We start from the raw sequence: 24,690 nt of genomic DNA, 5'->3' as shown, positions 1-24,690 counted from the left end.
AGTTTATCAAATAGGAGGAGACTAGTCATGAAGAAAGCTTTGGTCTTGTTAATATTCATTCTTTTACTCGCTGGATGTTCAACTAATGGTATCAATACAGAAAAGACTAAAGGCGAAAAATCAGTTGAAGACAAACATGTTGCTGAGAAAAATAAAAATTTTTACATCGATAATCCGCAAGAAACGGACGATCGTCCATTGCAAGAAATTGGCCGAGTATATGAGGATAAAGACGGTCAAGCCACGCTAAAAGCGCTTAATCAAGACAAACAGACGGTTACAATCGGCCCGATGGAATTGACGATTCAGCATGTGAAGGCTTTCCTTTACCTCCCATCCCCTGACTTAATTGACTTTTTCCATGAGTATACAGAAAATGAAGAGGAATTTAATTATGTGAAGGTATTCATCACGGTAAAAAATACTTCAGCCGATACATTAAATTTTAATCCAATAGCGGTCTTGGAAACAAGCGCTGGAGAAAAGAAAAACTGGCAGGAAGATTTCTACCTGGAAGGTTTAAACGGTGATTTTAAAGGAAAAGAAGATAAATTAGGCAATATGGGATTTGTAATAGATAAGACCAATGTGGATGAGTTCAAGTGGATTAAACTAACGACAAGTCAAGTTTTAGATCAAAATCAGAAAATCATAAGTAAAGAAAAAGTGATAAAAATTAACTTTTAATCATTGTTACTTCAAAAAATCTTGTTTGTTCGAATAAGCACCCTCGCCAAACACTTGGATTAGAACTAGCAATCAAAATAACAATAAAGAAGTAATCATACAATAGACTACGGTGTCAAGTATGTGCCTGACACCGCAATTTAGAATGATGATTTAGGGGTTTTCTATAAAATCCGTAGTGTTGGATGGGGTGCTTTTTATGAATGACAAAAACCTGATGGTTGAATCGTTAAAGGGATTATCCGAAGTAGAGTGGAAAAGACCAATTACAGAAGGAAAATGGTCAATTAGTGAAATTGTTTCACATTTCATGAATTGGGATAACTATTTGATTTCTAACATTGTGCCTTCAGTAAAAAAGGAGGAACCATTAGGGTTTCCCGAGTTTGACTCTTTTAATAATTTAGCTTCGATTTACGCTAAATCAGGTATCTCACAATCTAACTTAATTGATGAAGTAATTCTAACACGATATCATTTAGTTAAAGAGTTGGTAGATATGCCAGAAGAGGTTATTACAAAAAGTTTACCTGTTAATGGAGTCACATATTGTCCTCACACTGGCGAGCCCTATTCGCTCAGATATATCATTAAAGAGTTCATTGAACATGATCAGCACCATATCCAGCAAATTAAAAGTGCCCTTTCAAAATAGAGTTTCTATTGAGATCTCCTAACAATAGTTATCTATGTGAATAAAGCATTAAATTTGTGTGGTGTAGTAAAGGTACTTGTGATATTTTTAAAATAAACCATAAAAAGGAAACTTCCATCGTTGGGGTCTTACTGCCCGCTATTGCGGGATAAAGGAAGGAATGAGAATGAATGTCGGAATTAACGGTTCAAATCGTGCAAGCTACCACTAATGAAGTACAGTTAGTGGCCCCATTATTCAATCAGTATCGTGTATATTACGAACAGGAATCCAATGAAAGCGGTACGGTACATTACCTAAAAGAACGGTTGGATCATAATGAATCAGTGATTTTTATAGCTTGCAATTCAGAAAAAACAGAAGCATACGGTTTTACACAGCTTTATCCATCATTCTCGTCTATTTCGATGAGAAAGACTTGGATCTTAAATGATTTATTTGTTAAAGATGAAGCAAGAAGAATGGGTATAGCAAAAAAAATAATGATTGCTGCTCATGATTTTGCAAAAGCAACCGATGCAAAAGGAGTTTCTCTTGAAACGGCAGAAGACAATTTAGGGGCTCGTAGATTGTATGAATCATTAGGTTATAAAATGGACAATGAATACTTACATTATTTCCTTTCTTTTTAAGCTGTGCACCATAAAAAAACGCCTGGATAAGAATGTCATCCAGGCGTTTTTTGAAATTATTTAACCTTAGGTCGTTTTTTTGTTGTTGTTTCACTTTTAAAACTTCGTAGTAGTGAAATTGAGGTTAAGATAACAACGACAGCTAAAGGGAATGCGCTAACAATAATCGCGGTTTGCATTGCGGCTAATCCGCCTGAGATCATTAACACGACAGCGGACAATGCTAGAATGATTCCCCATGTATATTTAATGATGTTTGCAGGCTCTAGGCTTCCGTTTGTGGTCATCATTCCTAGTACAAAGGTTGCGGAGTCTGCTGATGTAATAAAGAACGTCGTAATTAAAAATAAAGTAATAATAGTGAGTATTGTTGTAATAGGTAATTGCTCATATAAATAAAACAATGCTGTCTCTAAGGATTGACCAGCGATATTAGTATCAAAGTTAAAATCAAAGTAAATAGCTGATCCTCCAAATACAGCAAACCACATAGTACATACAAGGGTTGGAATGAGAAGTACAGCAACCACAAATTCGCGAACTGTCCGTCCTTTTGAAACACGTGCAATAAAGGTTCCGACAAATGGAGCCCACGCTATCCACCAAGCCCAGTAGAAAATGGTCCACCCTTGGGTCCAGGCAGCCCTTTCTTCGTTAAAAGGTGCCAGTTTTAATCCCATACTCGGTAAATTTTGAATATAACCGCCAAAGGTCGTTGTGAATAAATCTAATAAGAATACAGTCGGACCAACGAATAGTATCGTGAAAAACAGTACTAAGGCTAAAATTAAATTTGCATTACTTAAATATTTAATGCCTCTTTTAATGCCTGTCCCTGCAGAAACCATAAATAAAATAGTAATAACAGAAATTATGATTAGCTGAACACCAAAAGTAGTAGGGATATTAGCTACATAACTTAATCCGCCATTAATTTGCTGCGCACCTAGTCCCAATGAAGCTGCAACACCAAAAATAGTAGCGAAAACAGCCACCACATCTATGATTATCCCAATTGGTCCCTTCACTCGATCACCTAGTAGTGGGTAGAGTGTGGCACTCATTAGTCCTGGTAAGTCTTTTCTGAACTTATAATAAGCAAGTGCTAGGGCTATCGTTGCATAAATTGCCCAAGCATGAAAGCCCCAGTGTAGATATGTATAGCGTAATGACTCTCGTGCTGCTTCCCCTGTTCCAGGAACAGCTGATGGTGGATTGATAAAGTGAGAAATAGGTTCAGAAACTCCAAAGAATAATAATCCAATCCCCATACCTGCACTAAATAACATTGCAAACCATGATGGATAACTAAACTCAGGTTTATCATCATCTTTACCTAATTTAATTTTACCGTAAGGACTAACGATTAGAAACAGTGCGAAAATTAAAAAGAATGATGCTGTAAGCTGATAAAACCAGCCAAAGCTGACCATAAAGAATGACTGTGCAGCATTCATGGCAACTGTAAGATTCTCAGGGAATAGTACCCCCCATCCTACAAAGAGCAAAGCAATAACTAATGATATCCAAAAGACAGATGTGACTTTTCCCATAAACACCCTCCTTCATATTAAAGTGTTTGATAATGCGCCCGACTTTATGTGTCTTTTGATTAAATATTAAAGTGCTTATAAATGATTCTATTTCAATATTGTTTTCCAAGACACCAATCTCATGCATAAAAAAATAAAAACCCCTTTTCTAGGGGTTTTTATCGGATGCCTTTAAAGCAAAATTAATTCAGCACCAAGTGTTTCCGCAATCGCCTGCATGCCATATTTACCAGCCCGTGCCTCTGCGTCAGGATTATAGTTTGTATTTGTGTTTACATCATACGTGAAAATTGTCTCATTTTTATCTCGGATAAACTCAATGCCTGCAAAATGTATGTTATTTGCAGATAAGAATTCTTCATATTTTTTTATAATAGGATCATGGAAGTTTTCAATGATTTTAAACTTTTGCTTAGGTTCACTTGTGGTTGGGCAGAAGGCTTCTCCAATTTGACAAGCATCAGCAGGGCATAGCTCGAAACCATCAGAAGTATCAACTTGAACTGCATAATAAAACTTACCGCCAATGAACTCACAGCGGGTTATTGTTGGGCTTTCAGCCTGAATGTATTGTTGTATTAACGTTATTCCATCAATTGGTTCCTCAAACTCTGGACTATTTACATATCGCTCCAAAGCATTTATATCTTCAAATAAATAGACTCCCAAACCTTTTCCAGCACGGTTATGTTTTGTAATAAAAGGCATATCAAAGGTCTTTGCAGCTTCAAGGATATTCTTCCGACCAACTGTTGCAATTGTTTTTGGTGTTCTAATACCATGCGCATTTAAAGCAGAGTACTGTGCTACCTTACTAACCTCTAACTGTAATGCACGGCTTTTATTAAAAACAACCCGATTATGTCCCTCTAGCCAAGAAAGAATCGATGCAGTATATTCAGGTGCATAACGGTGGTTCCTTGTATGAGATGAAGCACTCATTCGATTATAAAATACACCTAAGGGTGGAATTGATGTTAAGTCAAGTATCCCTTCGTCAAGATACCAGTCTTCATAAGGTAGATTTAAAGATTCTAATTCCTTTAACAAAGGAGCTGTCCACTCGCTATTTTCATGAAGAACGTAGATTTTCTTTTGATATCCCATTAATATCACCCTTTTTTATATAGTAAATTAATTATATCCTATCTGTTTAATGGAGTATAATAAAAGGTTGCAATAATAGGAATTTGTTACCAAAGTAATGAACTGGATAAGTGTAGAATATAAGTGAGGATTTAAGATGTAGTATTTTATCAAATTAAAGAGAATTCAGAGAACCCCCTCAGCTAATATTTTGAAAAACAGCAAAGGAAGCAGTTCAAATAACGTGGAGAATATTTAAAACCACAGGGCAAATTCTCCATAAAGCAGTTGAAATAACAATAAAATCAGCATCCAAAAAAGCTTGGGAAACCCAATCTCTTTACCTTTAACAATGACAGTTCATTATTCGCGGACTGAGAGCACCTTATTTTTATAAAATTTAAGGTTTTTACTTTGATAGCGGACTCAGCGGACCTTATCTACGGAATTTCAAGTAAAGTTATACCGTTTTTCATGTGATAAGGTCTCCTGAGTCCGCCAAATCATAGAAAACACCATTTTTGACAGAAATAAGGGCACTGGGGTCCGCTTAAATTTTGCTTATAATATTTTTAAGCCAACTTTTGTGGCAATATCCTAAAAAAATTTCCAAATAAGGGTATATATCACTATTTCTTGGGTAAGTTTTGCATAGCCATATTAATCATTTCCTTAACCATGCTTCCACCAATTTGTCCGCCAACTTGACCGGCTTGTTTTGATGTTAATGTCCCATTATATCCTTTTTTCAAAGGAACTCCAAGATCTTCTGCTACTTCAAATTTAACATTATTAGGTTCATTTTCGTTAGTAGAGTAGCCTTTTTCTTTCATTACTCGTGCTTTTAATTTATCTACTTCCTCGCGAGCCTCTGGAACAAGTAATCGATTTCTTCTTCTAGCCATAGAAACTCTCCTTTGGATACTGTATTTTTTTTTAGAATGCCCAAAGAAATAAAAACAAATTAAAAAAATATTCTTTTTTGTTTTAAAATCTATATTTTTTGGTTAATCTATTTATGTGACCTCTTATACCACAAGATTAATAGGTTAAATACAAGTAAGTATTGCTATTATCAGTAAATCATGGTAAAAAGAATATGTGTAAAATGGAGAGGAGAAAGATACTATGAACAAAACAGAATTAGTAAACGCAGTTGCTGAAGCTAGCGAACTTTCAAAAAAGGATGCTACTAAAGCAGTAGATGCAGTTTTTGAATCAATCCAAGAAGCATTAAAAGGTGGAGACAAAGTACAATTAATTGGCTTTGGTAACTTCGAAGTACGTGAGCGTGCAGCTCGTAAAGGTCGTAACCCACAAACTGGTGAAGAAATCGAGATCGCAGCAAGCAAAGTTCCTGCATTCAAACCAGGTAAAGCGCTTAAAGACGCTGTAAACTAATATATCGATATACAAATTAAAACCCCCATTCTAGGGGGTTTTACTTTATTTAAAATGAACTCTAATTCTAGCAGGTTAATGCTCAGCTTAGTAGAATGTTGTTAGTAACCTGAACCATCTCAGTTGTTGGAGGCTCGACACCTTCTAATGGATAACGTAAACCTAAGGCTTTCCATTTATAAACACCAAGCTTGTGGTAGGGTAAAACTTCGATTTTTTCAACATTGTTAAGCTCATTTATAAAGTCTTTCAATTGCTTTAGGTCATCAATATTATCCGTGATCCCCGGGACAAGAACATGTCTGACCCAAACAGGTGTATTCTTTTCAGACAGGTAGCGCGCAAATTCTAGTATATGCTTATTTGTTTTGCCAGTTAACTTAATATGCTTCTCATTATTAATATGTTTCAAATCTAAGAGAATTAAATCTGTTAACTCTAGTACCTTCGCTAATTTTTTCTGAAATGATTCCTCTTGACTATAACAACCACCAGAAGTATCAATTGTTGTATGAATGCCGAGTTTCTTACATTCAGTGAACAGTTCTAGTAAAAAGTCTAGTTGTAAAAGAGGTTCACCACCACTTACAGTTATACCTCCATTTGATGCTTGGATAAAAGGTAAATAAGATGTGAGGTCCTTAATAATCTCATCGACGGTAATCTCTTTCCCACTTCCAATTGCCCATGTGTCAGGGTTATGGCAAAACTGGCATCTTAATAAACAGCCTTGTGTAAATACAATATAACGAAGTCCAGGACCGTCTACTGTTCCACAAGATTCGATTGAATGAATATATCCTTTCATGTTGAAAACCTCCTAAGCAGCAAGGCTGTTACCAAGAATGCCACTATTAATTATTTGTAGAGGGGAGAGCTGTTACTCTACCCCTGGTATTGGTATCTAGCTGCGGGCGCCAGCGACTAGTGGACTTCCCTCTCCTCCCTACGATAAGTCAACATCGAATCGCTAGCACTCTTCGTGTTTCCTTTATCTCATGCGGATCAGTCCAGTCCATACGTCGCTAAGCAGGCACCCTCGCTTTTATAAACTATCGTGGAACGTACGATTAATTACATCAATTTGTTGCTCACGAGTAAGTTTTATAAAGTTAACAGCGTATCCTGAAACGCGAATTGTTAGTTGTGGATACAGTTCTGGGTGTTCCATTGCATCTAATAGTGTTTCACGATTAAATACATTTATGTTTAAGTGATGTCCTTTTTTAACTGCATATCCATCCAGAATGGCTACAAGGTTTGATATTTGTGTCTTTTCCTCTTTTCCCAATGCTTTTGGAACAATAGAGAAAGTATTTGAAATACCATCTAAAGAATACTCATAAGGTAATTTTGCTACAGAGCTTAGTGAAGCTAATGCACCTTTAGAGTCTCTTCCATGTAAAGGATTAGCCCCTGGAGCAAAAGGTTCGCCAGTGCGGCGGCCATCTGGTGTGTTACCTGTTTTCTTACCATAAACAACATTTGACGTAATCGTTAAAATAGACAAAGTATGTTTAGAATTTCGGTATGTTTGATGCTTTTGAAGTTTAGTCATAAATGTCTTTACAAGCTCCACTGCAATATCATCAACACGATCATCATTGTTACCATATTTAGGGAAATCGCCATCGATTTCAAAATCAACTGCAATTCCGTTTTCATCTCGAATTGGTCTAACTTTTGCATATTTAATCGCGCTTAATGAATCAGCTACAACAGATAGTCCTGCAATACCAGTTGCCATTGTACGAATGATTTCCGTATCATGGAGTGCCATTTCAATTCGTTCATATGAATATTTATCGTGCATGTAATGAATGACATTTAATGTGTTAATATAGAGCTCTGCAAGCCATTCCATCACATTGTCAAACTTAGTCATAACATCATCATACTCTAGAAATTCAGTTGTGACTGGTGCGAAAATTGGACCGATTTGATCCTTTAGCTTTTCATCAACCCCACCATTTATTGCGTAAAGCAAAGCTTTTGCAAGGTTTGCTCTAGCGCCGAAAAATTGCATTTGCTTACCAATTTTCATGGCAGATACACAGCATGCAATTCCGTAGTCATCTCCAAATTCAGGTCGCATAATATCATCATTTTCATATTGAATTGAACTTGTTTTTATCGACATATCCGCACAATATTTTTTAAATGCTTCCGGAAGTTTTGGTGACCAAAGCACTGTTAAATTTGGCTCTGGCGCTGGTCCTAGATTATCAAGTGTATGAAGAAATCTAAATGAGTTTTTTGTTACGAGTGGGCGTCCATCTAAGTCAATCCCACCAATAGATTCAGTTACCCAAGTTGGGTCTCCACTAAATAATTCATTATAATCTGGTGTTCTTGCGAATTTCACTAATCGAAGCTTCATTACAAAGTGATCGACAAGCTCCTGTGCTTCTTCTTCTGTTAAGACTCCATTTTGTATGTCTCTTTCAATATAGATATCTAAGAAGGTCGAAGTACGACCAAGACTCATTGCAGCTCCATTTTGTTCTTTAATAGCTGCTAAATAAGCAAAGTATAACCATTGAAACGCTTCTTTAGCTGTTGTAGCAGGTGCTGAAATATCAAAACCGTAAGATCGCGCCATTTCTTTTAGCTCTTTAAGTGAGCGAATTTGTTCAGAAACCTCTTCACGAAGTCGAATAACATCTTCAGTCATCGTTTTAGGTCCTTTAGTTAAATCCTTCTTTTTATCCTCTATAAGTCTATCAATCCCATATAATGCCACGCGGCGATAATCACCAATGATTCTACCACGACCATAAGCATCAGGAAGTCCAGTAATAATCCCAGCTTTACGTACCGCCTTCATATCATCGTTATATGCATCGAAAACACCTTGGTTATGTGTTTTTCGGAAATTAAAAAATACATTACTTACTTCTTTGTTTACCTTGTAGCCGTATGATTCACATGCTTGTTCTGCCATTCGGATACCGCCAAAAGGTTGTAGTGAGCGTTTAAATGGTATATCAGTTTGAAGTCCAACAATCTTTTCCTGTTCAGAATTGAGATAGCCAGGTCCATGAGAGATAATAGTTGATACGATTTCCGTATCCATATCTAAAACTCCGCCATTTTTAATCTCTTGTTTTGTTAATTCCATCACTTGTTTCCATAATGCTTTTGTGCTGTCGGTAGCAGTAGCTAAAAATGAGTCATCACCTTCATAAACGGCGATATTATTTAATATAAAATCTCTTACATTAATTTCATTCGTCCAGTTACCTTCAATAAAACCTTCCCAATGCTTCATGATTAATTTCCTCCCATGAATAGAACAGATTGTAATTTTTTGTATAACAGCTTTATATCTACAGTATACTACGATGTTAATAAGATATAAGGGGAAGCTGGTGACATATTTGTGAATCTTTGAGCAAGTGAGCTTGTGGATTGATTTTAAAGTTCTAATAAGGGTAGTAATAGTAGGGGAATCATAGTTTGTAGCGGTGTGATACAGAACGTGGACCTTTTAGATACAGAAAGACCGACCGACTATGTCGAAGATTATAACATAGGGAATTAAAGAGATAAACTATTTTTCTGAATATTAAAATTGTTATAAAGTGGGATGTCTTATATACTTAAATATATGCTAGAGCTAATATACTTTTGAAACATCTTAGGGGGAATGGCAATGAATAGGAGACCACTCACAAAAGGTAAAGTTTGTGTACTTGGTTCAGGTACGATGGGACATGGAATTGCACAGGTGTTTGCTGCTTCTTCATTTTCGGTTGTTATATATGATATTAATGAAGAAGTTTTGAAAGTAGCGCAAAAGAAAATACATAAGAATTTGATGCTGATGGTAGAAGAAAATTATATGAATTTCGAGGAAAGTGAAAAGGTACTTGCTCGTATAGTATTTACAACAGATTTTGCTTTTGCTGTAGGAGATGCAAGTCTTGTTATTGAAGCAGTACCAGAAATAATAGAATTGAAAAAAGAAATCTATACGAAGCTTGAGACATTAATTAGTGAAGATACAATTGTTGCATCAAATACATCGACATACTCAATTGAGGTGCTAGCAGAGGATGTTTCGTTTGCAGATAGAATGCTTGTAGTGCACTTCTTTAATCCAACTCATTTAGTTCGGTTAGTAGAAGTTGTACCGAGTAAAAGAACAAAGCCTGAAGTAATTGATAAAATGATGGAACTATTAATTAATTGTGGAAAAAAGCCAGTACGATTACAAAAAGATATTCCAGGCTTCGTTGCAAATAGACTCCAGGCTGCAGTTGTTAGGGAGGCAATGTATCTATTAGAGGAAGGTGTAGCAGACGCTAGGGATATTGATAGTGTAATAGCGGATGGACCAGGAATGCGGTGGGCTTTTGATGGACCAATCCAAATTGCCGATTTTGGAGGGTTAGATATTTGGGAGAAAGTAACGGGAAACCTTTTTCCTGAGTTAGACTCAAGTAAGAAAGCTCCAAAACTAATCAGTGATAAGGTGCAAGAAAATAATTTAGGTGTAAAAACGGGAGAAGGATTTTATCAATATGAAAAAGATGAGGTCACCCTTGCAGCAAAGGAACGAGACCGAAAGCTTATAAAATTACTATCGATAAAAGAAATGTAAGATTAAGATTATGTTTCTACTAGCATTTTAATAGGTTGTTTGCCATATACTCTAGTATTAAGCGAAAGGGAGATGACTGGTTGGAAACATACGCTGTTCTTCGTACACCGCAGGCTATTTTTTATGGGCGAGGCTCTTTTAATAGAGTCGGAAGTGAGGCTTCTAGCTTTGGAAAAAAGGCTCTCATAATTAGTGATAAAATTATGGATGGTCTCGGGCTTGTAAGTGAATGTCGAGACCTCCTGAAAAAGTCAGGTGTTTCTAGTGTTTATTATCTTGGTGTAAATACAGAACCAACAGATAGTTATGTCAAAGAGTCTCTTGAATTATGTACTAGCGAAAATTGTGATGTGATTGTTGGGTTAGGCGGTGGCAGCTGCATTGATACTGCAAAAGCCGTAGCAGTACTAGCGACAAGTGGAGGTTATATTGGTGACTATATAGGTGCTAGAAAAGTTGCCCAAAATACTCCGATACCACTAATTGCAATACCAACAACGGCTGGGACTGGTTCTGAGGCAACAGATGTTACAGTTATTACAAATACTAGTAATGATGTAAAAATGATGATTAAACAACCAGCGTTTATGCCAACCATTGCAATTGTTGATCCAGTTCTCTGTCAATCAGCACCTAAAAGTGTAACCGCATCTACTGGGGTTGATGCTCTTAGTCATGCAATTGAAGCATACATTTCTAAAAAGTCACAGCCAATGACAGATATACTAGCATTATCAGCGATGGACCTTATTATAAAAAATCTAGTTAAAAGCTATCAAAACGGACAGGATATCGATGCTAGAGAAGCTATGGCAATAGGGTCTCTACAGGCGGGTATGGCGTTTTCTAATGCATCTGTATGTCTGGTGCATGGAATGTCTAGACCAATTGGTGCACTATTTCATGTTCCACATGGAACATCTAATGCCATGCTGTTACCAGCTGTTTTGGAATTTAGTAAATCAGCGTGTATTGATAGGCTCGCGGTGATCGGTCGATTGTTTCAAACCGATAAACAGGAGTTATCAGATATAGAAGCAGCTGATTTAGCTGTAACCGAAGTAAAGAATCTTTGTTTAACTTTACATATTCCGAACTTACAGGATTGGGGAATAGATAAACAAAAGTTCGAGAGTGCTATCAACAAAATGGCCTTTGACGCTATCGAAAGTGGAAGTCCAGGTAATAATCCGAGAGTGCCGACACAGTTAGAAATAGAAGAACTTTATCATATTTGTTATAACTATCAGTTTTCAGATAGAAAGATTTTAAATTAGAATAGCAGAGAGGAAGTTAGACCATGACTACAACAACTAAAAAACTCCTAAATTATATAAATGGTGAATGGGTCGAGTCTCTATCAACAAGTTATATAGAGGTTCCAAATCCTGCAACAGGTGAGGTACTTGCAGAAGTTCCTCTATCATCAAAAGAAGACGTAGAATTAGCTATTAATAATGCTGCAGAGGTATTCAAGACATGGAGTAGGACCCCTGTGCCAAAACGTGCTAGAGTCCTTTTTAAATATCAACAATTATTAATGGAGAATTATGAAGAACTAGCACGATTAATTACAATGGAAAATGGAAAAAACTTAGAGGAAGCTCGTGGTGAAGTGCAAAGGGGTATTGAGTGTGTTGAATTTGCAGCAGGTGCTCCGACGCTTATGATGGGATCAGTATTACCTGATATTGCTACAGATATGGAATCGGCAATGTATAGATACCCAGTAGGAGTTGTTGGCGGGATTACACCTTTTAACTTTCCGATGATGGTTCCATGCTGGATGTTTCCATTAGCAATTGCGTGTGGAAATACATTTGTATTAAAGCCGTCAGAACGAACACCAATATTAGCAGCTAGATTGGTAGAATTATTTACAGAAGCAGGACTACCTAATGGTGTGTTAAATATAGTCCATGGTGCACATGAAGTAGTGAACGGGCTGCTTGAACATCCAAAAGTAAAAGCAATCTCATTTGTTGGCTCACAACCAGTAGCAGAGTATATTTATAAAACGGCAGCAGCTAACGGAAAGCGAGTTCAAGCACTAGCTGGCGCTAAAAATCATTCAATCGTATTAGCAGATTGTAATATCGATAAAGCAGTACAAGGGATCATAGGAGCAGCTTTTGGTAGTGCAGGTGAACGCTGTATGGCTTGTTCGGTTGTCGCTGTCGTTGATGAAATCGCGGATCAACTAGTGGAAAGACTTGTAGAGAAAGCAAACGAATTGAAAGTTGGTAATGGTCTGGACGAAGATGTCTTTTTAGGTCCAGTTATTCGAGACTCACATCGAGAGCGAGTATTAAGCTATATCGAATTAGGAGAAAAGGAAAAAGCAAAGCTTGTCAGAGATGGCCGAATTGATGCCCAAAAGCACGATAATGGTTACTTCCTAGGAGCAACGATTTTTGATAATGTCACAGACGATATGAAAATATGGCAGGATGAAATCTTTGCACCAGTACTAAGCATTGTTCGTGTAAAAGATTTAGAAGAAGCAATCGAACTGACAAATAAATCCGATTTCGCTAATGGAGCCGTCTTATACACATCAAGCGGTCAAGCTGCACGCGATTTCCGTGAATATATCGAAGCAGGAATGCTTGGCGTAAATGTAAACGTACCAGCACCAATGGCATTCTTCCCATTCTCAGGCTGGAAAAAATCATTCTACGGTGACCTCCACGCAAACGGAAAAGACGGAGTAGAATTTTACACAAGAAAGAAAATGGTTACGGCTAGATGGAACTGAAAAGCGGAAGCGCCTTGATCAGAAACGAGAAAACTGGAGACTCTGACGAAGAAGCGGTCTTTGCTTCTGTAGGAGGAGTTGAAGTTTCTCGAGTTTCTAGGCGCTGAAGCTAGACACAAGAAAAGCGAAAGGCGCCCGTTCAACGACGTATGGACTGGACTGAACCCGCATGAGATAAAGGAAACACGAAGAGCGAAGCGATTCGATGTTGACTTATCGCAAGGAGGGAGAGGGAAGTCCACAAGTCGTTGGCGCCTGTAGCTAGACACAAGAAAAGCGAAAGGCGCCCGTTCAGTGACGTATGGACTTCCACAGGATGTGCTGACGTCAACGTTCGCCACAGGACGTGGCGGCTTTTAGTTGACGATCATTATTGCATGCTGCATGAGATAACGGTATGGCTTGTTCCTGTTGAGTACGGTAATCAGATTGAGCGTCTGATTACCGTTTTTAATAATTGCAGTGAATATGGTAATCAAATTGGGCATCTGATTACCGTTTTTGAATTTTGCAGCGAATATGGTAATCAGATTGAGCATCAGATTACCGTTTTTAATTTTTGAAGTGAATACGGTAATCAGAGTAGGCATCTGATTACCGTTTTTTAATTTTGCAGTGGATATGGTAATCAAATTTAGCATCAGATTACCGTTTTTGAATTTTTGAAGTGAATATGGTAATCAGATTGAGCATCAGATTACCGTTTCTGAATTTTGCAGTGGATATGGTAATCAGATCGGGCTTCTAGTTACCACTTTGTTTTTTTTTGTGAACCTTAGTTCCTGTTCAACAACGCATTGACTTGCACAACAGACGTCAAAAATCGCATTGCCGCATATGATAGAGGATAAGTGAAGCCCATCTGCCCACATGAAACTTAAAAAGCTGTCCCGTGGGAATAATCCCTAAAGACAGCTCTACTATTTCTATACAAATTACCTTACTACCTCAACTTGCAGTGGTTTAAGTGCATGTGTTTCGTCAATATGAATAAAAGCATCGTACCGTTTTGATATGCGCGATGGTACATAGTTACCTAGTTGTTCATACTCTGGATGATATATGACTCCAATGGCCCGGTGTCCTATTGTGTCCTCAAATAAATGCTTATTTTTATTCGTAAAAATAAGTGCTTTATTATATGGGCCTGCTTGATGCATAAAATCTTCCCAGCTATTTTTTTCAGCAGGTGGAACGTTCATAACTTCTAGTCCTTCTCCCCACTTTTTCGAAGCAATAACAGAGCCGCGATGTGTTCCAAATCCAATAGCAAAGACTTGATCTTCGCCATAGCGTTCACGCACAATTTGGCCAACATTAACAAGTCCTTCACGCTTCATATCGGTAGCTCGTGCATCTCCAATATGTGTGTTATGCTCCCAAATAATAACCTTAGCCTCATTATCATAATAATTAACGAGTTCTTGTACAGTATCAGCCATATGGTAATCCCTAATATTCCAAGAATCGGTATCGTCCTGGACCATAGCCCGATAATATTGTTCTGCATGTGCAGCAACTAACGCGTTAATCTGCAGGTTAAGGGTTGCTTCATGTGGCTGTTTCTGATGATGATTGGTTCTAATTTTATGAAGAAGCTTTACCACTTCATCAATACAATCATCTGATAAAAATGAGGCAGAGACACCATAATTTTCGGGCCTGCGATTATGTGGTTCGAAGCATGAGAAAGCATTTTTTGCTGTCTCAATGTCAGGCGATCCTATTTTCTCAAGGTATAATATGATTTCCTCCATCGATTCCCAAAGGCTATACACATCAATACCATAATAACCAACCTTCTCATTTGGTGCAGTTTTATTATTATTATAGTTCCTTAGCCAGTTTGTTAGCTCAGCAATTTCTTCATTTGCCCACATCCAAGTAGGCCATCGATTAAATTGCTCTAATGCTTGATAGGCATTCTTATAAGGATCATCATAGTTCTTTATATAACGGTTTACTTCGAAACAGGCGGGCCAATCTCCTTCAACTGCAATGATTGAAAAACCTTTTTGTTCGATCAAACGCTTTGTAATCTCAGCTCTATAAGTGTAAAACTCGGATGTACCATGTGATGCTTCACCGAGTAGTACATATTTTGCATCACCTACAGAATTTATAATGGATTGTAAATCATCATGAGAATGCAATCTATAAGAGTGATCTTTAATATCTTGCACTATTTGATTTACCAAATCATCACCTCAGTTTAAAAGAATGTTGTTAGTTTTCCTAATCAATTTAAAAATAATACTAAATGAAATTATCAAGGGTTTCGTTTAAAATGAATAGGGAATAGAAAATAAGGTTGTGTTTTAAAATGACTAAAAGAATAAATTGTTTTGATTGTAAACATTTTTATGTAACGTGGGATAGAAAGTTCCCTAAAGGCTGCCGGGCATTTAACTTCAAAACGTCAACGATGCCATCTGCTGCTGTTCTTCAATCATCGGGAAGTCATTGTTTAAAATTCGAACAAAAACAAATAAAAAAATAGGGTCTTTCTACGGAGGTTAGGAAAATGCACATTCCTTTAAATAAAGTTTTAGAAAAAATGCAGTTTGAATTGCAGCAGGCTAAACAATCGGGCAATGAGAGTAAGGTAAGAAACCATGTATTAGTAATCCAATCATTATGTGACCTTATTCTAGATGATCGAGTCAAAAAGGAAGAAGAGAGCACTAATTCCAATATTCAGTTCACGAACGATCAGAATAATCCTATGATTGCTTCCCCTCAGAAAATAGAACATGAAAAGGGTGACGGCAACGGTAATTCCATTTTTGATTTTTAGGGAAGCCACTAATATTATTTGCTATTAAAGTAAAAACTTTAGAATAAGCAAAAATATGGGGGTCATAAAAATGCCAATCACATCTGGAAATGGTGGTTATAATGATATATTTGCATTTGATGAAGTTGAATCAGGGGCAGATGTAAAGCTAAACGAAGATCGCTATGAAGTATTTGTTAATAATCAGTTTGTTGGCCATAAAACATTATTAAATCAGGGTGACCATCTTAGTGATGTTGACGATTTCCTGAAAAAACAGGGTGTAACCGATTTTATAACAACGGTAGATGGTGATCACTACACTATTCAAACAATAAAAGATGAAAATAACATTCAAGCTGCTTTAAAGGTTTATTTTAATAATAGATAGTATGAAAAAAGGGTGGAGCATAGAGCACCCTTTTACTATGCAATAAAGTAATAAATAGATTAAAGAGGACAGTCATTCCTTTATTCTTATAATATGGTTAATTATTGGGCCTAGAGGGGACTGTGGTTCCTCTATTTGGTGGAAAGATAGCTATTTTCCTATGATTTCTTGCAAATAAGGGATTCTAGGTCCTCAAAACTCGTCAAAATCAAGTATATAATTGAAATAGCGGACTCTGTGTCCACATCTTCTTCTACTACTACTTCTTCTTACACAGTCTAGGAAACCATACCCATGAAGCTCTGTCAGGAGAGAAGACCACTTAATTTTTCAAAGCGAGCTAAGAACATTTCACGTTTAAAATAAAGGTCATGTGCGTCTTCTACTGTAATTTGTTTAAATGTTATAGTCCCACCTGGGGGAACTTGTGCAATCTTAGCTATATCAACTGAAATCACAGTTCCAATCCTTGTATAGCCACCAGTTGTTTGCCTGTCAGCTAATAGGATTATCGGTTGTCCGCTGCTAGGAACCTGGATCCCTCCTAAGGGAATTGCATCTGAAGCTATGTCGGCTGATGATTTATGTTCTAGTAAGTAATTCCCTTTTAAGCGGTAGCCCATCCTATCACCTTGGACAACTTGAAAGGGCTCACTAAAAAATCGCTCGATAGATAGTTCAGTAAACGCATCTTTATGTGGGCCTAAAATAACATGTACAGTAACATCATTTTTAAAAACAGGCCTTAAGTTCCAACTTAGTCCTTTAGTTTTATTTAGGGTAGGAGAACCGTAGATTATGTCGCCTTTGGAAATACTTGTCCCTATTCTAGCTTTCCCGTAAAATGATTTACTTCCTAAGACTGGTTTAATGTTAAAACCACCTGCAACAGAAAGATATGCCCAAACTCCAGAAATAGGTTTACCAAATGTTATCTTATCTCCTTTGAATACTTTAAAGGATTGCCACATCAAGGCTGGTTTTCCATTAATAGTTGGACTCAGATCCCCACCACAAATAGCAATTAAAGCTTCCTCGGCCTCTACTAAAAGTGTTGGGCCAAGCATAGACATTTCTAAGCAAACTTCATTTCGATTATTTCCTACTAGTAAATTGGCTAACTGAAAAGAATAGCTATCTATGGCACCTGACGTTACTACACCATATTGCTGATAGCCATGACGGCCGATGTCTTGAAATGTTGTTAGCAGACCTGTCTTAATAACTTTAAAAAGTTCTTTCATAAAATCACCCAATTGGTTTAATTGTAATACCTTTATCTGTTAATTTTTGACGTAAAGTTTGAGCGAACAGGAGGGCGTGCTCATTATCTCCATGGACACAAATCGTATCAGCTTGAAGTGCAACAGTATGACCATCAATTGAAGTTACCGTATTTGTGTCAATCATTTGAATCACCTGATTTAACGCCGTATCAATATCTTCAATTACTGCACCACTTATTTGTCTTGAGGTAAGGGACCCATCTTGCTGATAGGTACGATCTGCAAATACTTCTGAGGCAGTCCTTAGTCCGGCCTCATTTCCTGCTTTAATGAGCTCACTACCGGATAACCCGAATAGTAGTAGATGCCGGTCAAACAGTTTTACAGCTTTAACGATGGCATCAGCAATAGGTCGTTCATTTGCCGCAACATTGTATAAAGCGCCGTGTGGCTTAACATGGTGTAAAGTTACTTCGTTTGCTTTACAAAACGCATCAAGTGCCCCAAGTTGATATAATACGATATCAGTAATTTCCTGGGGCGTATTTGGTATCACTCTTCGACCAAAGCCTATTACATCCTGAAATCCAGGATGTGCACCAATCGCAATTTTTTTCTCTTTTGCTAATTTCACCGTTTTTTGCATAACATGCGGATCACCTGCATGGAAAGCGCATGCAATGTTTGCGCTTGTCACATGATCTAATATAAGCTCATCATTACCGATTTTAAAAGCTCCATAGCTTTCACCTAAATCACAATTAATATCAATGCTTTTCATCAATTACCACATCCCGTTTAATGACATAAGTTCCATTGTTAACATTGCTTTCTATTTTATAAAACTCTTCTTCACTAATTGGTACAAAGCGAATAAAGTCGCCAGCTTTTATTAAAAAGGGTATATTAGCTTCAGGATTAAACAATGTTAGAGGAGTTTGTCCAATTAGATTCCATCCACCAGGTGATTCAATCGGGTAAACCCCAGTTTGATCTCCGCCAATCCCTACTGCTCCTCTTGGTACATTTAATCTAGGTTCAGATAGACGAGGTGTCTTAATTTCTTCACGCAATCCTTTTAAATATGGAAAGCCAGGTAAAAACCCGATCATATAGACTAGATATTGGGTACCAGCATGAAGCTTAATAACTTCATCCTCGGTTAGATTATGAATCATTGCAACACGAGAAAGATCTTCACCAAACCCTTTTCCATAGCAAACAGGAATAGAAATCACTTCTTTTTTAAAAGACTGATCAGATTGGAATTTATATTCGCAAATTTTTGTTAAAAAAATACAAAGATTACTGTAAGACTGTAACATAGGGTCATAATAAATTGTTAAAGTACGAAAGGCTGGTACAACTTCAATTACTCCAGCTAGCCTATGATTAATTATTTCATCCGAGGTTCTACGAATGTGCATATTTAACTTTTTCGAAATAGGCTCTTCAAACAAAATTTGAACTGCTTTATCACCTAGGGGTGAAAGGGAGAAATTCATAGTACATCATCCTATCTCAGATAGTATCTTGTTAATTAAAACTATATCATATGTAAAGCAGATAATCGTGAATGTTGAAATTTTCGCTGAGTCGTTTATTATTAGGATATGTTGGACTAGTTACTTATTAAAGGAGCATACAAAAATGAAGCTATTTATAATTTTAGGTGCAATTAATGCATTCTTGGCAGTTGCATTAGGTGCCTTTGGTGCACATGGTTTAGAAGGTAAAATTTCTGAAAAATATTTAAAGACTTGGAATACAGGTGTTACCTACCAAATGTTTCACGCAACGGGATTATTTATTGTGGCGCTTTTAGCAGCTAAAGTCCCTGGATCAACGATGCTAACGTCTGCAGGGTGGCTAATGCTAATTGGTATAATACTATTTTCAGGAAGCTTGTACGTACTAAGCACAACAGGTATCAAAATTTTAGGCGCAGTCACACCCTTTGGAGGACTCGCTTTTTTAGCAGCATGGTTATTAATAGCGATAGTTGCTATAAAATCACTGTAAAAGATAGGAAAGGAGTGTCTATATTGCTAGACACTCCTTGCTTAACTTATTTGTGCATCCAAAGACTCTAGTTATCTCGGAGGATAAGCACTTAAACCAGGAGCACCCGCCGCATAAGGATACTCATAATCTAACTCCTCATTGAATGTTACATAGTCTAAATAAACCATTAATAATAAATGACGCATACCTGTTTGTGGATCACTTATGATAATATGATCACGACCTGCTGCTTCAACTATGCCTTTAAATGTCTTTGCGTTGCCATTGAATGACATATGAACCGTTGCTAGCTTTCCTTTGTTTAAACGAAGGATATTTTCGATATAGGATGCTTCTAATGGAAGCATCCCAGGTACATCAGCACCAGCCTGTTGTGGTACACCAGGTGCACCAGGTATATCTAAACCTTGAAATTGTTGAGGATACCCTCCATACCCGTTTTGCTGTGCAGGTGCGAAGCCATGGTATGGGTTATAGCCTTGTTGAACATACCCACTGCCATATCCTGCATAAGGATTTGTCATTCCTTCATAGGGATTGTTGTGTTGACTCATGTAAATACCTCCTCAGATTACTAAGTATTCTTAGATTCTATCTTTTTATTTCTCTTAGATAGCTCAGCTGTAAACTCATTCGACCAGAAATTAAAACGTTGTATAAACAGATGGACAGTCCGCTGATGTTGGTTTATAGAAACAGTGTGCTTTATATCTACCAACGTTCCATTGATCGTACCATTGTGGTGGACAATCACCGCTAGGTTCAAAAAACCATAATGAAAATTCAGCAGGGTGAAAGCGTTCTCCTTTGAGTACCCTTCTTGCTAGTTCAATTTCTTGTGGTCTAGCTGCCTGATAAAAATACCCTTTTTGAGTTGCTTCAAATCCACCAGGACTTTGAAATACCATTTTTCGAATGTTAGTTATTTTTTTAAAGTCAAGGCACGCTGATCTTGCACGATTCACACCAACATTTCCAACTAAAAGCATACCTAACTTACCTTCACCCTCAGCCTCTGCACGTAAAAGTCTCGCTAAAAGCTTAACATCTTCCTCGGTATGTGCTACTACTGCCATTTTCTCACCTCACTCTAAAGAAAGAAATGAATGATATCACCTAAGCACCCATTGTAAATAGGTAATTCCATCAATTTCACACTCTTTCACTCTTTATAACGTATTGATGGAGGTGAAAATGGGTTACAACTTTTTTTATAAAAGTTAAAAAGAAAGTTGACCAATAGATATCCGGTCACTACACATTACTATGTAGATAGGATTGTAAATATGACATGTATCGGACTTGAGTAATAGAAAAAAGTGTAGCGAAAATAACAGGTCCTGGTTTACATAGAAAAAGGCAGCCCTTAGGCTGCCAAATCATAAACTAAACGTGTAAAAACTTTGAGATCTTGTCTTCTTCTAGTAAATTTCCTACGAAGAAAGCACCGAAGTCACCATAACGGGCACTTACTTCGTCAAATCTCATTTCGTATACAAGCTTTTTGAATTGAAGGACATCATCTGCGAATAAAGTAACGCCCCACTCGTAGTCATCAAAACCTACAGATCCAGTGATAACCTGCTTTACTTTACCTGCATATTGACGGCCAATCATTCCGTGTTTACGCATCATCCCGCGACGATCTTCCATCGGAAGCATATACCAATTATCTTCACCTTGGCGCTTTTTATCCATTGGATAAAAACACACATGCTTAGCCTTAGGTAAAATGGGATATAAACGTTCTAAGATTTGTGGATTTTGATATGGGTCTTCACCAGCAGGCAAATAGTTACTCAACTCCACTACAGATACATAAGAATGAACAGGAATAGCAAACTCTGCTAGCTTTGATTTATTAAATTCATTTTCGATTTCATTTAATTCTTCCATTGTTGGGCGAAGAATCATCATCATGAAATCTGCCTTTTGACCAACAATTGTGTACAGTGCATGACTACCTTGCTTATTGTTTTGTGTAGAATTCCACTTTTCTAATAAGCCATGATATTCGTGAATGGCTGCCTGACGCTCGTCACTTGATACACTTTTCCATAATGACCAATCGATTGTACGAAAGTCATGTAAACTATACCAACCATCTAGTGTTTGAGCTGCTTCACTCATTAATAATCACTCCTATTTAAAATTAAGTTTATTTAGTATGTATTCAATCACTACTATATCATAGTTTTTCCTTTCGCCAAGTCGTTAAACATTCAACAAATTAAAACTACTAGTAAATCAGATTAAATTCGTGATTGTATGGGAATTATTGAAGGGTAGAGAAAAATATAGTTCATAAAATTGTAACAATAGCAGGAGTCTCAGCTGTTTTCATTTTGACAAAAAGAGCTTATCCTTTACATAATAGATTTCGGGATATGATTAAATCCACGAACATACATGCTGTATAGACCTTAAAAAATGTAGTATCTTTCAGGAGGAATTACGATGAGTGATTTATTCACAGTGTTAAAACAAAAAGTAACAGGAAAAGGGATTAAAGTAGTATTTCCAGAAGGGCAAGATGAGCGGATTTTAGAGGCGGTTAATCGTTTAGGAAATGATCAAGCTGTTATTCCTATCGTTATTGGGAATAAAGGTGAGATCCAGAGCAAAGCGAAAGAGCTAAATCTATCACTTGATCATGTTCAAATCTACGATCCTCAAAATTACAGTGAGATTGATGAGCTCGTAGCAGCATTCATCGAACGTCGCAAGGGAAAAGTGACAGAGGAAGATGCACGCAAAATCTTACTTGATGAGAATTATTTTGGAACCATGCTAGTGTATCTGGGAAAAGCTCATGGCTTAGTTAGTGGAGCCGCACACTCAACTGCAGATACAGTTCGACCAGCCCTACAGATTATTAAAACAAAACAAGGTATTAAAAAGACTTCTGGCGTATTCATTATGGTTCGTGGCGATGAAAAATATGTATTTGCAGATTGTGCCATTAATATTTCTCCTGACAGTCAGGATCTTGCTGAAATTGCAGTTGAAAGTGCAAATACCGCGAAAATGTTTGATATCGAACCTAGGGTAGCGATGCTTAGCTTTTCAACAAAAGGCTCAGCTAAATCGCCGGAAACGGAAAAGGTAATCGAGGCAGTAAAAATAGCGAAGGAGCTGAATCCTAACCTTACGCTAGATGGAGAGTTCCAATTTGATGCTGCCTTTGTAGCTTCAGTCGCGAAAAAGAAAGCACCTGATTCAGAAATACAAGGCGATGCCAATGTATTCATTTTCCCAAGTCTTGAAGCGGGGAATATCGGCTACAAAATCGCACAACGTTTAGGTAATTTTGAAGCAGTAGGGCCAATTTTACAAGGCTTAAATCAACCAGTAAACGATTTATCACGTGGATGTAATGTCGAAGATGTGTATAAGCTTGCCTTAATTACTGCGAGCCAGGCTTTATAATGAGCCGTATGGTTACCTTTATTAAAAGGTAAGAAAGTATAAAGTTATTTATTTTGTGTCTAGCTCCGGGCGCGCCTTGCGTTTTTCTTAAGATAAGAAATCGTAAGAATTTATGAACTTGGTTTTGCTGTCTTGCTTGGGGATCCCCGCTTTTCGTTTTGAGCAAACCTTTAATGCCGTGGTATAATAAGTTAGCTTTTTTGATAGGAGACATACTGTAATGCATACAAACTCATCACTTTTATACCAGCATGAGTGGAGAATGATTGATCATACAAGTCGAGGCTCTCATTTTGAAGCGCTCCAATCTTTTGCATTTGATGATACATTATGTGCATCAGTTGGAAGTGGACAATCTCAGTCCATAGCTCGCTCTTGGGTGCACTACAATACAATTGTGTTAGGGATACAAGATACAAAACTTCCGCACTTAGCGGAGGGTATCCGCTTTTTAGAGGAAAAAGGCTACCGAGTGATCGTCAGAAATTCTGGTGGATTGGCTGTGGTTTTAGATGAAGGAATTCTAAATATCTCCCTCATTTTTCGTGATACAGAAAAAGGAATTGATATAAATAGAGGCTACCAGGCAATGTTTAAACTAATTAGGAAAATGCTTGAAAAGTACAATGTACTAATTGAAGCGAAAGAAATAGTAGGTTCCTATTGTCCAGGTAGCTATGATTTGAGTATAAATGGTCAAAAATTTGCGGGGATATCACAACGTCGCCTGCGGGGTGGAGTAGCTGTTCAAATTTATTTAGGGGTTGCTGGTAGTGGTTCCGCGCGGGCCGAGCTTATCCGTGACTTTTACAGTTTGTCGCTAAAGGGCGAGCAAACGAAATATAGCTTTCCTGAGATAAAGCCTGAAACGATGGCATCCTTGTCAGAGCTTTTAGGTGAAGAGCTAGATGTTCAAACACTAATGCTATATCTATTACAAACGTTGAAAAACGAGAGTGAAAAACTATTTTCGTCCCAGCTTAAGGAAGAAGAAATGGAGCTTTTTTACTATAACTATCAGCGGATCATTGATCGGAATACTAAAGTGTTGGAGGAACTTTAAGAAGAGTGTTAAATCCTTATGGATTTAGCACTTTTTTATTATTTAGGAAACGAGAGCTTTATAGGGAATGCTATCTACTTTTTTGAAAAATAATGGAGAAATGCATGTCGGTGGTGGGCAAATACATGCTTGCAACGGTTATTAGGCGATTATGTCAGGCGCGTATTCTAATTTTCGGAAGAGAAAATGGGTATAGGTTTCCAAATAAAAGGTAATACCCGCCTGTTTTCGTGAAATACTTTTCGATTTTGTAAAATACCTGCCTATACTATTCTGAATTGTAAAATACCCGTCTGAAACGGAAAAATACTATTTTACCTGTTTTTTCAGACATACTTAATAAATAAAAGACTAGCTTTATTTCCGATTATAAGGAAATACGTGCGCGATTTTACGAATTGT

Annotated in this window: 26 protein-coding genes; 13 read left to right on the top strand and 13 right to left on the bottom strand. The window is 37.2% G+C overall.

All coding sequences use genetic code 11. The features are described 5' to 3' along the window. Positions 1 to 27: 27 nt before the first annotated feature. The 3 genes from PY093_RS08195 (at position 28) to PY093_RS08185 (ending at position 1,974) form a co-directional block, all read left to right on the top strand. The gene (locus tag PY093_RS08195) at positions 28 to 687 is read left to right on the top strand and encodes a hypothetical protein (protein WP_275645397.1); all 660 of its coding nucleotides are present in this window, start codon (positions 28 to 30) and stop codon (positions 685 to 687) included. A gap of 199 nt (positions 688 to 886) precedes the next feature. Next, positions 887 to 1,342: a DinB family protein gene (locus tag PY093_RS08190; RefSeq protein WP_275645396.1), complete on the top strand. Its 456-nt coding sequence runs from the start codon at positions 887 to 889 to the stop codon at positions 1,340 to 1,342. 170 nt (positions 1,343 to 1,512) lie between these two features. After that, positions 1,513 to 1,974, top strand: a complete 462-nt coding sequence (locus PY093_RS08185) for a GNAT family N-acetyltransferase (protein ID WP_275645395.1) — start codon at positions 1,513 to 1,515, stop codon at positions 1,972 to 1,974. Positions 1,975 to 2,030: 56 nt separating this feature from the next. On the opposite strand, the gene PY093_RS08180 is transcribed toward PY093_RS08185, so the two are convergent. The 3 genes from PY093_RS08180 to PY093_RS08170 form a co-directional block, all read right to left on the bottom strand. Beyond that, entirely contained in the window at positions 2,031 to 3,527 is a 1,497-nt protein-coding gene (locus tag PY093_RS08180; RefSeq protein WP_275645394.1) for a glycine betaine uptake BCCT transporter, read from the bottom strand. Positions 3,528 to 3,698: 171 nt separating this feature from the next. Beyond that, the gene (locus PY093_RS08175; RefSeq protein ID WP_275645393.1) at positions 3,699 to 4,634 is read right to left on the bottom strand and encodes an ATP-grasp domain-containing protein; all 936 of its coding nucleotides are present in this window, start codon (positions 4,632 to 4,634) and stop codon (positions 3,699 to 3,701) included. Positions 4,635 to 5,242: 608 nt separating this feature from the next. Continuing rightward, positions 5,243 to 5,518, bottom strand: coding sequence for an alpha/beta-type small acid-soluble spore protein (locus PY093_RS08170; protein ID WP_275645392.1), 276 nt, complete (start codon positions 5,516 to 5,518; stop codon positions 5,243 to 5,245). A 223-nt stretch (positions 5,519 to 5,741) separates the two neighbouring features. Here PY093_RS08170 and PY093_RS08165 point away from each other — a divergent pair, with 223 nt between their 5' ends. Further along, positions 5,742 to 6,014 carry an HU family DNA-binding protein gene (locus PY093_RS08165; protein ID WP_275645391.1) on the top strand — a complete coding sequence of 91 codons (273 nt, stop codon included), beginning with the start codon at positions 5,742 to 5,744 and terminating at the stop codon, positions 6,012 to 6,014. 82 nt (positions 6,015 to 6,096) lie between these two features. Here the strand turns inward: PY093_RS08165 and pflA are convergent, their stop codons facing one another. Together pflA and pflB are read right to left on the bottom strand one after the other, a co-directional pair. Further along, the gene (gene pflA, locus PY093_RS08160; RefSeq protein ID WP_275645390.1) at positions 6,097 to 6,822 is read right to left on the bottom strand and encodes a pyruvate formate-lyase-activating protein; all 726 of its coding nucleotides are present in this window, start codon (positions 6,820 to 6,822) and stop codon (positions 6,097 to 6,099) included. A gap of 237 nt (positions 6,823 to 7,059) precedes the next feature. Then, positions 7,060 to 9,285, bottom strand: coding sequence for a formate C-acetyltransferase (pflB, locus tag PY093_RS08155; RefSeq protein WP_275645389.1), 2,226 nt, complete (start codon positions 9,283 to 9,285; stop codon positions 7,060 to 7,062). Positions 9,286 to 9,669: 384 nt separating this feature from the next. On the opposite strand from pflB, the gene PY093_RS08150 reads away from it, so the two are divergent. From PY093_RS08150 to PY093_RS08140, 3 genes are all read left to right on the top strand, one after another. Further along, positions 9,670 to 10,620 (top strand): 3-hydroxyacyl-CoA dehydrogenase family protein, encoded by a 951-nt coding sequence (locus tag PY093_RS08150; protein WP_275645388.1) that lies wholly within the window; start codon positions 9,670 to 9,672, stop codon positions 10,618 to 10,620. Between the two features lie 80 nt (positions 10,621 to 10,700). Next, the gene (locus PY093_RS08145; RefSeq protein ID WP_275645387.1) at positions 10,701 to 11,897 is read left to right on the top strand and encodes an iron-containing alcohol dehydrogenase; all 1,197 of its coding nucleotides are present in this window, start codon (positions 10,701 to 10,703) and stop codon (positions 11,895 to 11,897) included. 23 nt (positions 11,898 to 11,920) lie between these two features. Beyond that, on the top strand, positions 11,921 to 13,378 hold the full coding sequence (locus PY093_RS08140; RefSeq protein ID WP_275645386.1) for a CoA-acylating methylmalonate-semialdehyde dehydrogenase: 1,458 nt from the start codon (positions 11,921 to 11,923) through the stop codon (positions 13,376 to 13,378). A 356-nt stretch (positions 13,379 to 13,734) separates the two neighbouring features. Here PY093_RS08140 and PY093_RS08135 read toward each other — a convergent pair whose 3' ends face one another. After that, entirely contained in the window at positions 13,735 to 14,019 is a 285-nt protein-coding gene (locus PY093_RS08135) for a hypothetical protein (RefSeq protein ID WP_275645385.1), read from the bottom strand. Between the two features lie 294 nt (positions 14,020 to 14,313). Next, positions 14,314 to 15,576 carry an erythromycin esterase family protein gene (locus tag PY093_RS08130; protein ID WP_275645384.1) on the bottom strand — a complete coding sequence of 421 codons (1,263 nt, stop codon included), beginning with the start codon at positions 15,574 to 15,576 and terminating at the stop codon, positions 14,314 to 14,316. Between the two features lie 125 nt (positions 15,577 to 15,701). Here PY093_RS08130 and PY093_RS08125 point away from each other — a divergent pair, with 125 nt between their 5' ends. From PY093_RS08125 to PY093_RS08115, 3 genes are all read left to right on the top strand, one after another. After that, positions 15,702 to 15,878, top strand: a complete 177-nt coding sequence (locus tag PY093_RS08125) for a uracil-DNA glycosylase (protein WP_275645383.1) — start codon at positions 15,702 to 15,704, stop codon at positions 15,876 to 15,878. A 24-nt stretch (positions 15,879 to 15,902) separates the two neighbouring features. Further along, positions 15,903 to 16,175: a YwdI family protein gene (locus tag PY093_RS08120; RefSeq protein ID WP_275645382.1), complete on the top strand. Its 273-nt coding sequence runs from the start codon at positions 15,903 to 15,905 to the stop codon at positions 16,173 to 16,175. A 70-nt stretch (positions 16,176 to 16,245) separates the two neighbouring features. Beyond that, a complete protein-coding gene (locus PY093_RS08115; RefSeq protein ID WP_275645381.1) occupies positions 16,246 to 16,545 on the top strand; it encodes a hypothetical protein in 300 nt (99 codons plus the stop codon). Positions 16,546 to 16,850: 305 nt separating this feature from the next. On the opposite strand, the gene PY093_RS08110 is transcribed toward PY093_RS08115, so the two are convergent. The 3 genes from PY093_RS08110 to pxpB are packed head-to-tail and all read right to left on the bottom strand — an operon-like array spanning position 16,851 to position 19,276. Beyond that, positions 16,851 to 17,789: a 5-oxoprolinase subunit C family protein gene (locus tag PY093_RS08110; RefSeq protein ID WP_275645380.1), complete on the bottom strand. Its 939-nt coding sequence runs from the start codon at positions 17,787 to 17,789 to the stop codon at positions 16,851 to 16,853. A gap of 4 nt (positions 17,790 to 17,793) precedes the next feature. Next, entirely contained in the window at positions 17,794 to 18,552 is a 759-nt protein-coding gene (locus PY093_RS08105; protein ID WP_275645379.1) for a 5-oxoprolinase subunit PxpA, read from the bottom strand. Then, positions 18,539 to 19,276: a 5-oxoprolinase subunit PxpB gene (gene pxpB / locus PY093_RS08100; protein ID WP_275645378.1), complete on the bottom strand. Its 738-nt coding sequence runs from the start codon at positions 19,274 to 19,276 to the stop codon at positions 18,539 to 18,541. The genes PY093_RS08105 and pxpB overlap by 14 nt, the downstream gene beginning before the upstream one ends. 145 nt (positions 19,277 to 19,421) lie before the next feature. On the opposite strand from pxpB, the gene PY093_RS08095 reads away from it, so the two are divergent. Further along, a complete protein-coding gene (locus tag PY093_RS08095) occupies positions 19,422 to 19,793 on the top strand; it encodes a DUF423 domain-containing protein (RefSeq protein ID WP_275645377.1) in 372 nt (123 codons plus the stop codon). A gap of 71 nt (positions 19,794 to 19,864) precedes the next feature. On the opposite strand, the gene gerQ is transcribed toward PY093_RS08095, so the two are convergent. From gerQ to hemQ, 3 genes are all read right to left on the bottom strand, one after another. After that, positions 19,865 to 20,350, bottom strand: coding sequence for a spore coat protein GerQ (gene gerQ, locus PY093_RS08090; RefSeq protein WP_275645376.1), 486 nt, complete (start codon positions 20,348 to 20,350; stop codon positions 19,865 to 19,867). A gap of 90 nt (positions 20,351 to 20,440) precedes the next feature. Continuing rightward, entirely contained in the window at positions 20,441 to 20,872 is a 432-nt protein-coding gene (locus PY093_RS08085) for a cell wall hydrolase (RefSeq protein WP_275645375.1), read from the bottom strand. A 310-nt stretch (positions 20,873 to 21,182) separates the two neighbouring features. After that, positions 21,183 to 21,926 carry a hydrogen peroxide-dependent heme synthase gene (hemQ, locus tag PY093_RS08080; RefSeq protein WP_275645374.1) on the bottom strand — a complete coding sequence of 248 codons (744 nt, stop codon included), beginning with the start codon at positions 21,924 to 21,926 and terminating at the stop codon, positions 21,183 to 21,185. Positions 21,927 to 22,253: 327 nt separating this feature from the next. Between hemQ and pta the strand changes: the two genes are divergently transcribed. Both pta and lipL read left to right on the top strand, forming a co-directional pair. After that, entirely contained in the window at positions 22,254 to 23,225 is a 972-nt protein-coding gene (pta, locus tag PY093_RS08075; RefSeq protein WP_275645373.1) for a phosphate acetyltransferase, read from the top strand. A 220-nt stretch (positions 23,226 to 23,445) separates the two neighbouring features. After that, the gene (gene lipL / locus PY093_RS08070) at positions 23,446 to 24,288 is read left to right on the top strand and encodes an octanoyl-[GcvH]:protein N-octanoyltransferase (RefSeq protein WP_275645372.1); all 843 of its coding nucleotides are present in this window, start codon (positions 23,446 to 23,448) and stop codon (positions 24,286 to 24,288) included. The last annotated feature ends 402 nt before the right edge of the window (positions 24,289 to 24,690 follow it).

The sequence above is a fragment of the Cytobacillus sp. S13-E01 genome, assembly GCF_029193815.1.
Classification (GTDB): domain Bacteria; phylum Bacillota; class Bacilli; order Bacillales; family Bacillaceae_L; genus Bacillus_BV.
The sequence above is the reverse complement of the archived record's forward strand: the minus strand, read 5'-3'. Positions and strand labels throughout refer to the sequence as shown.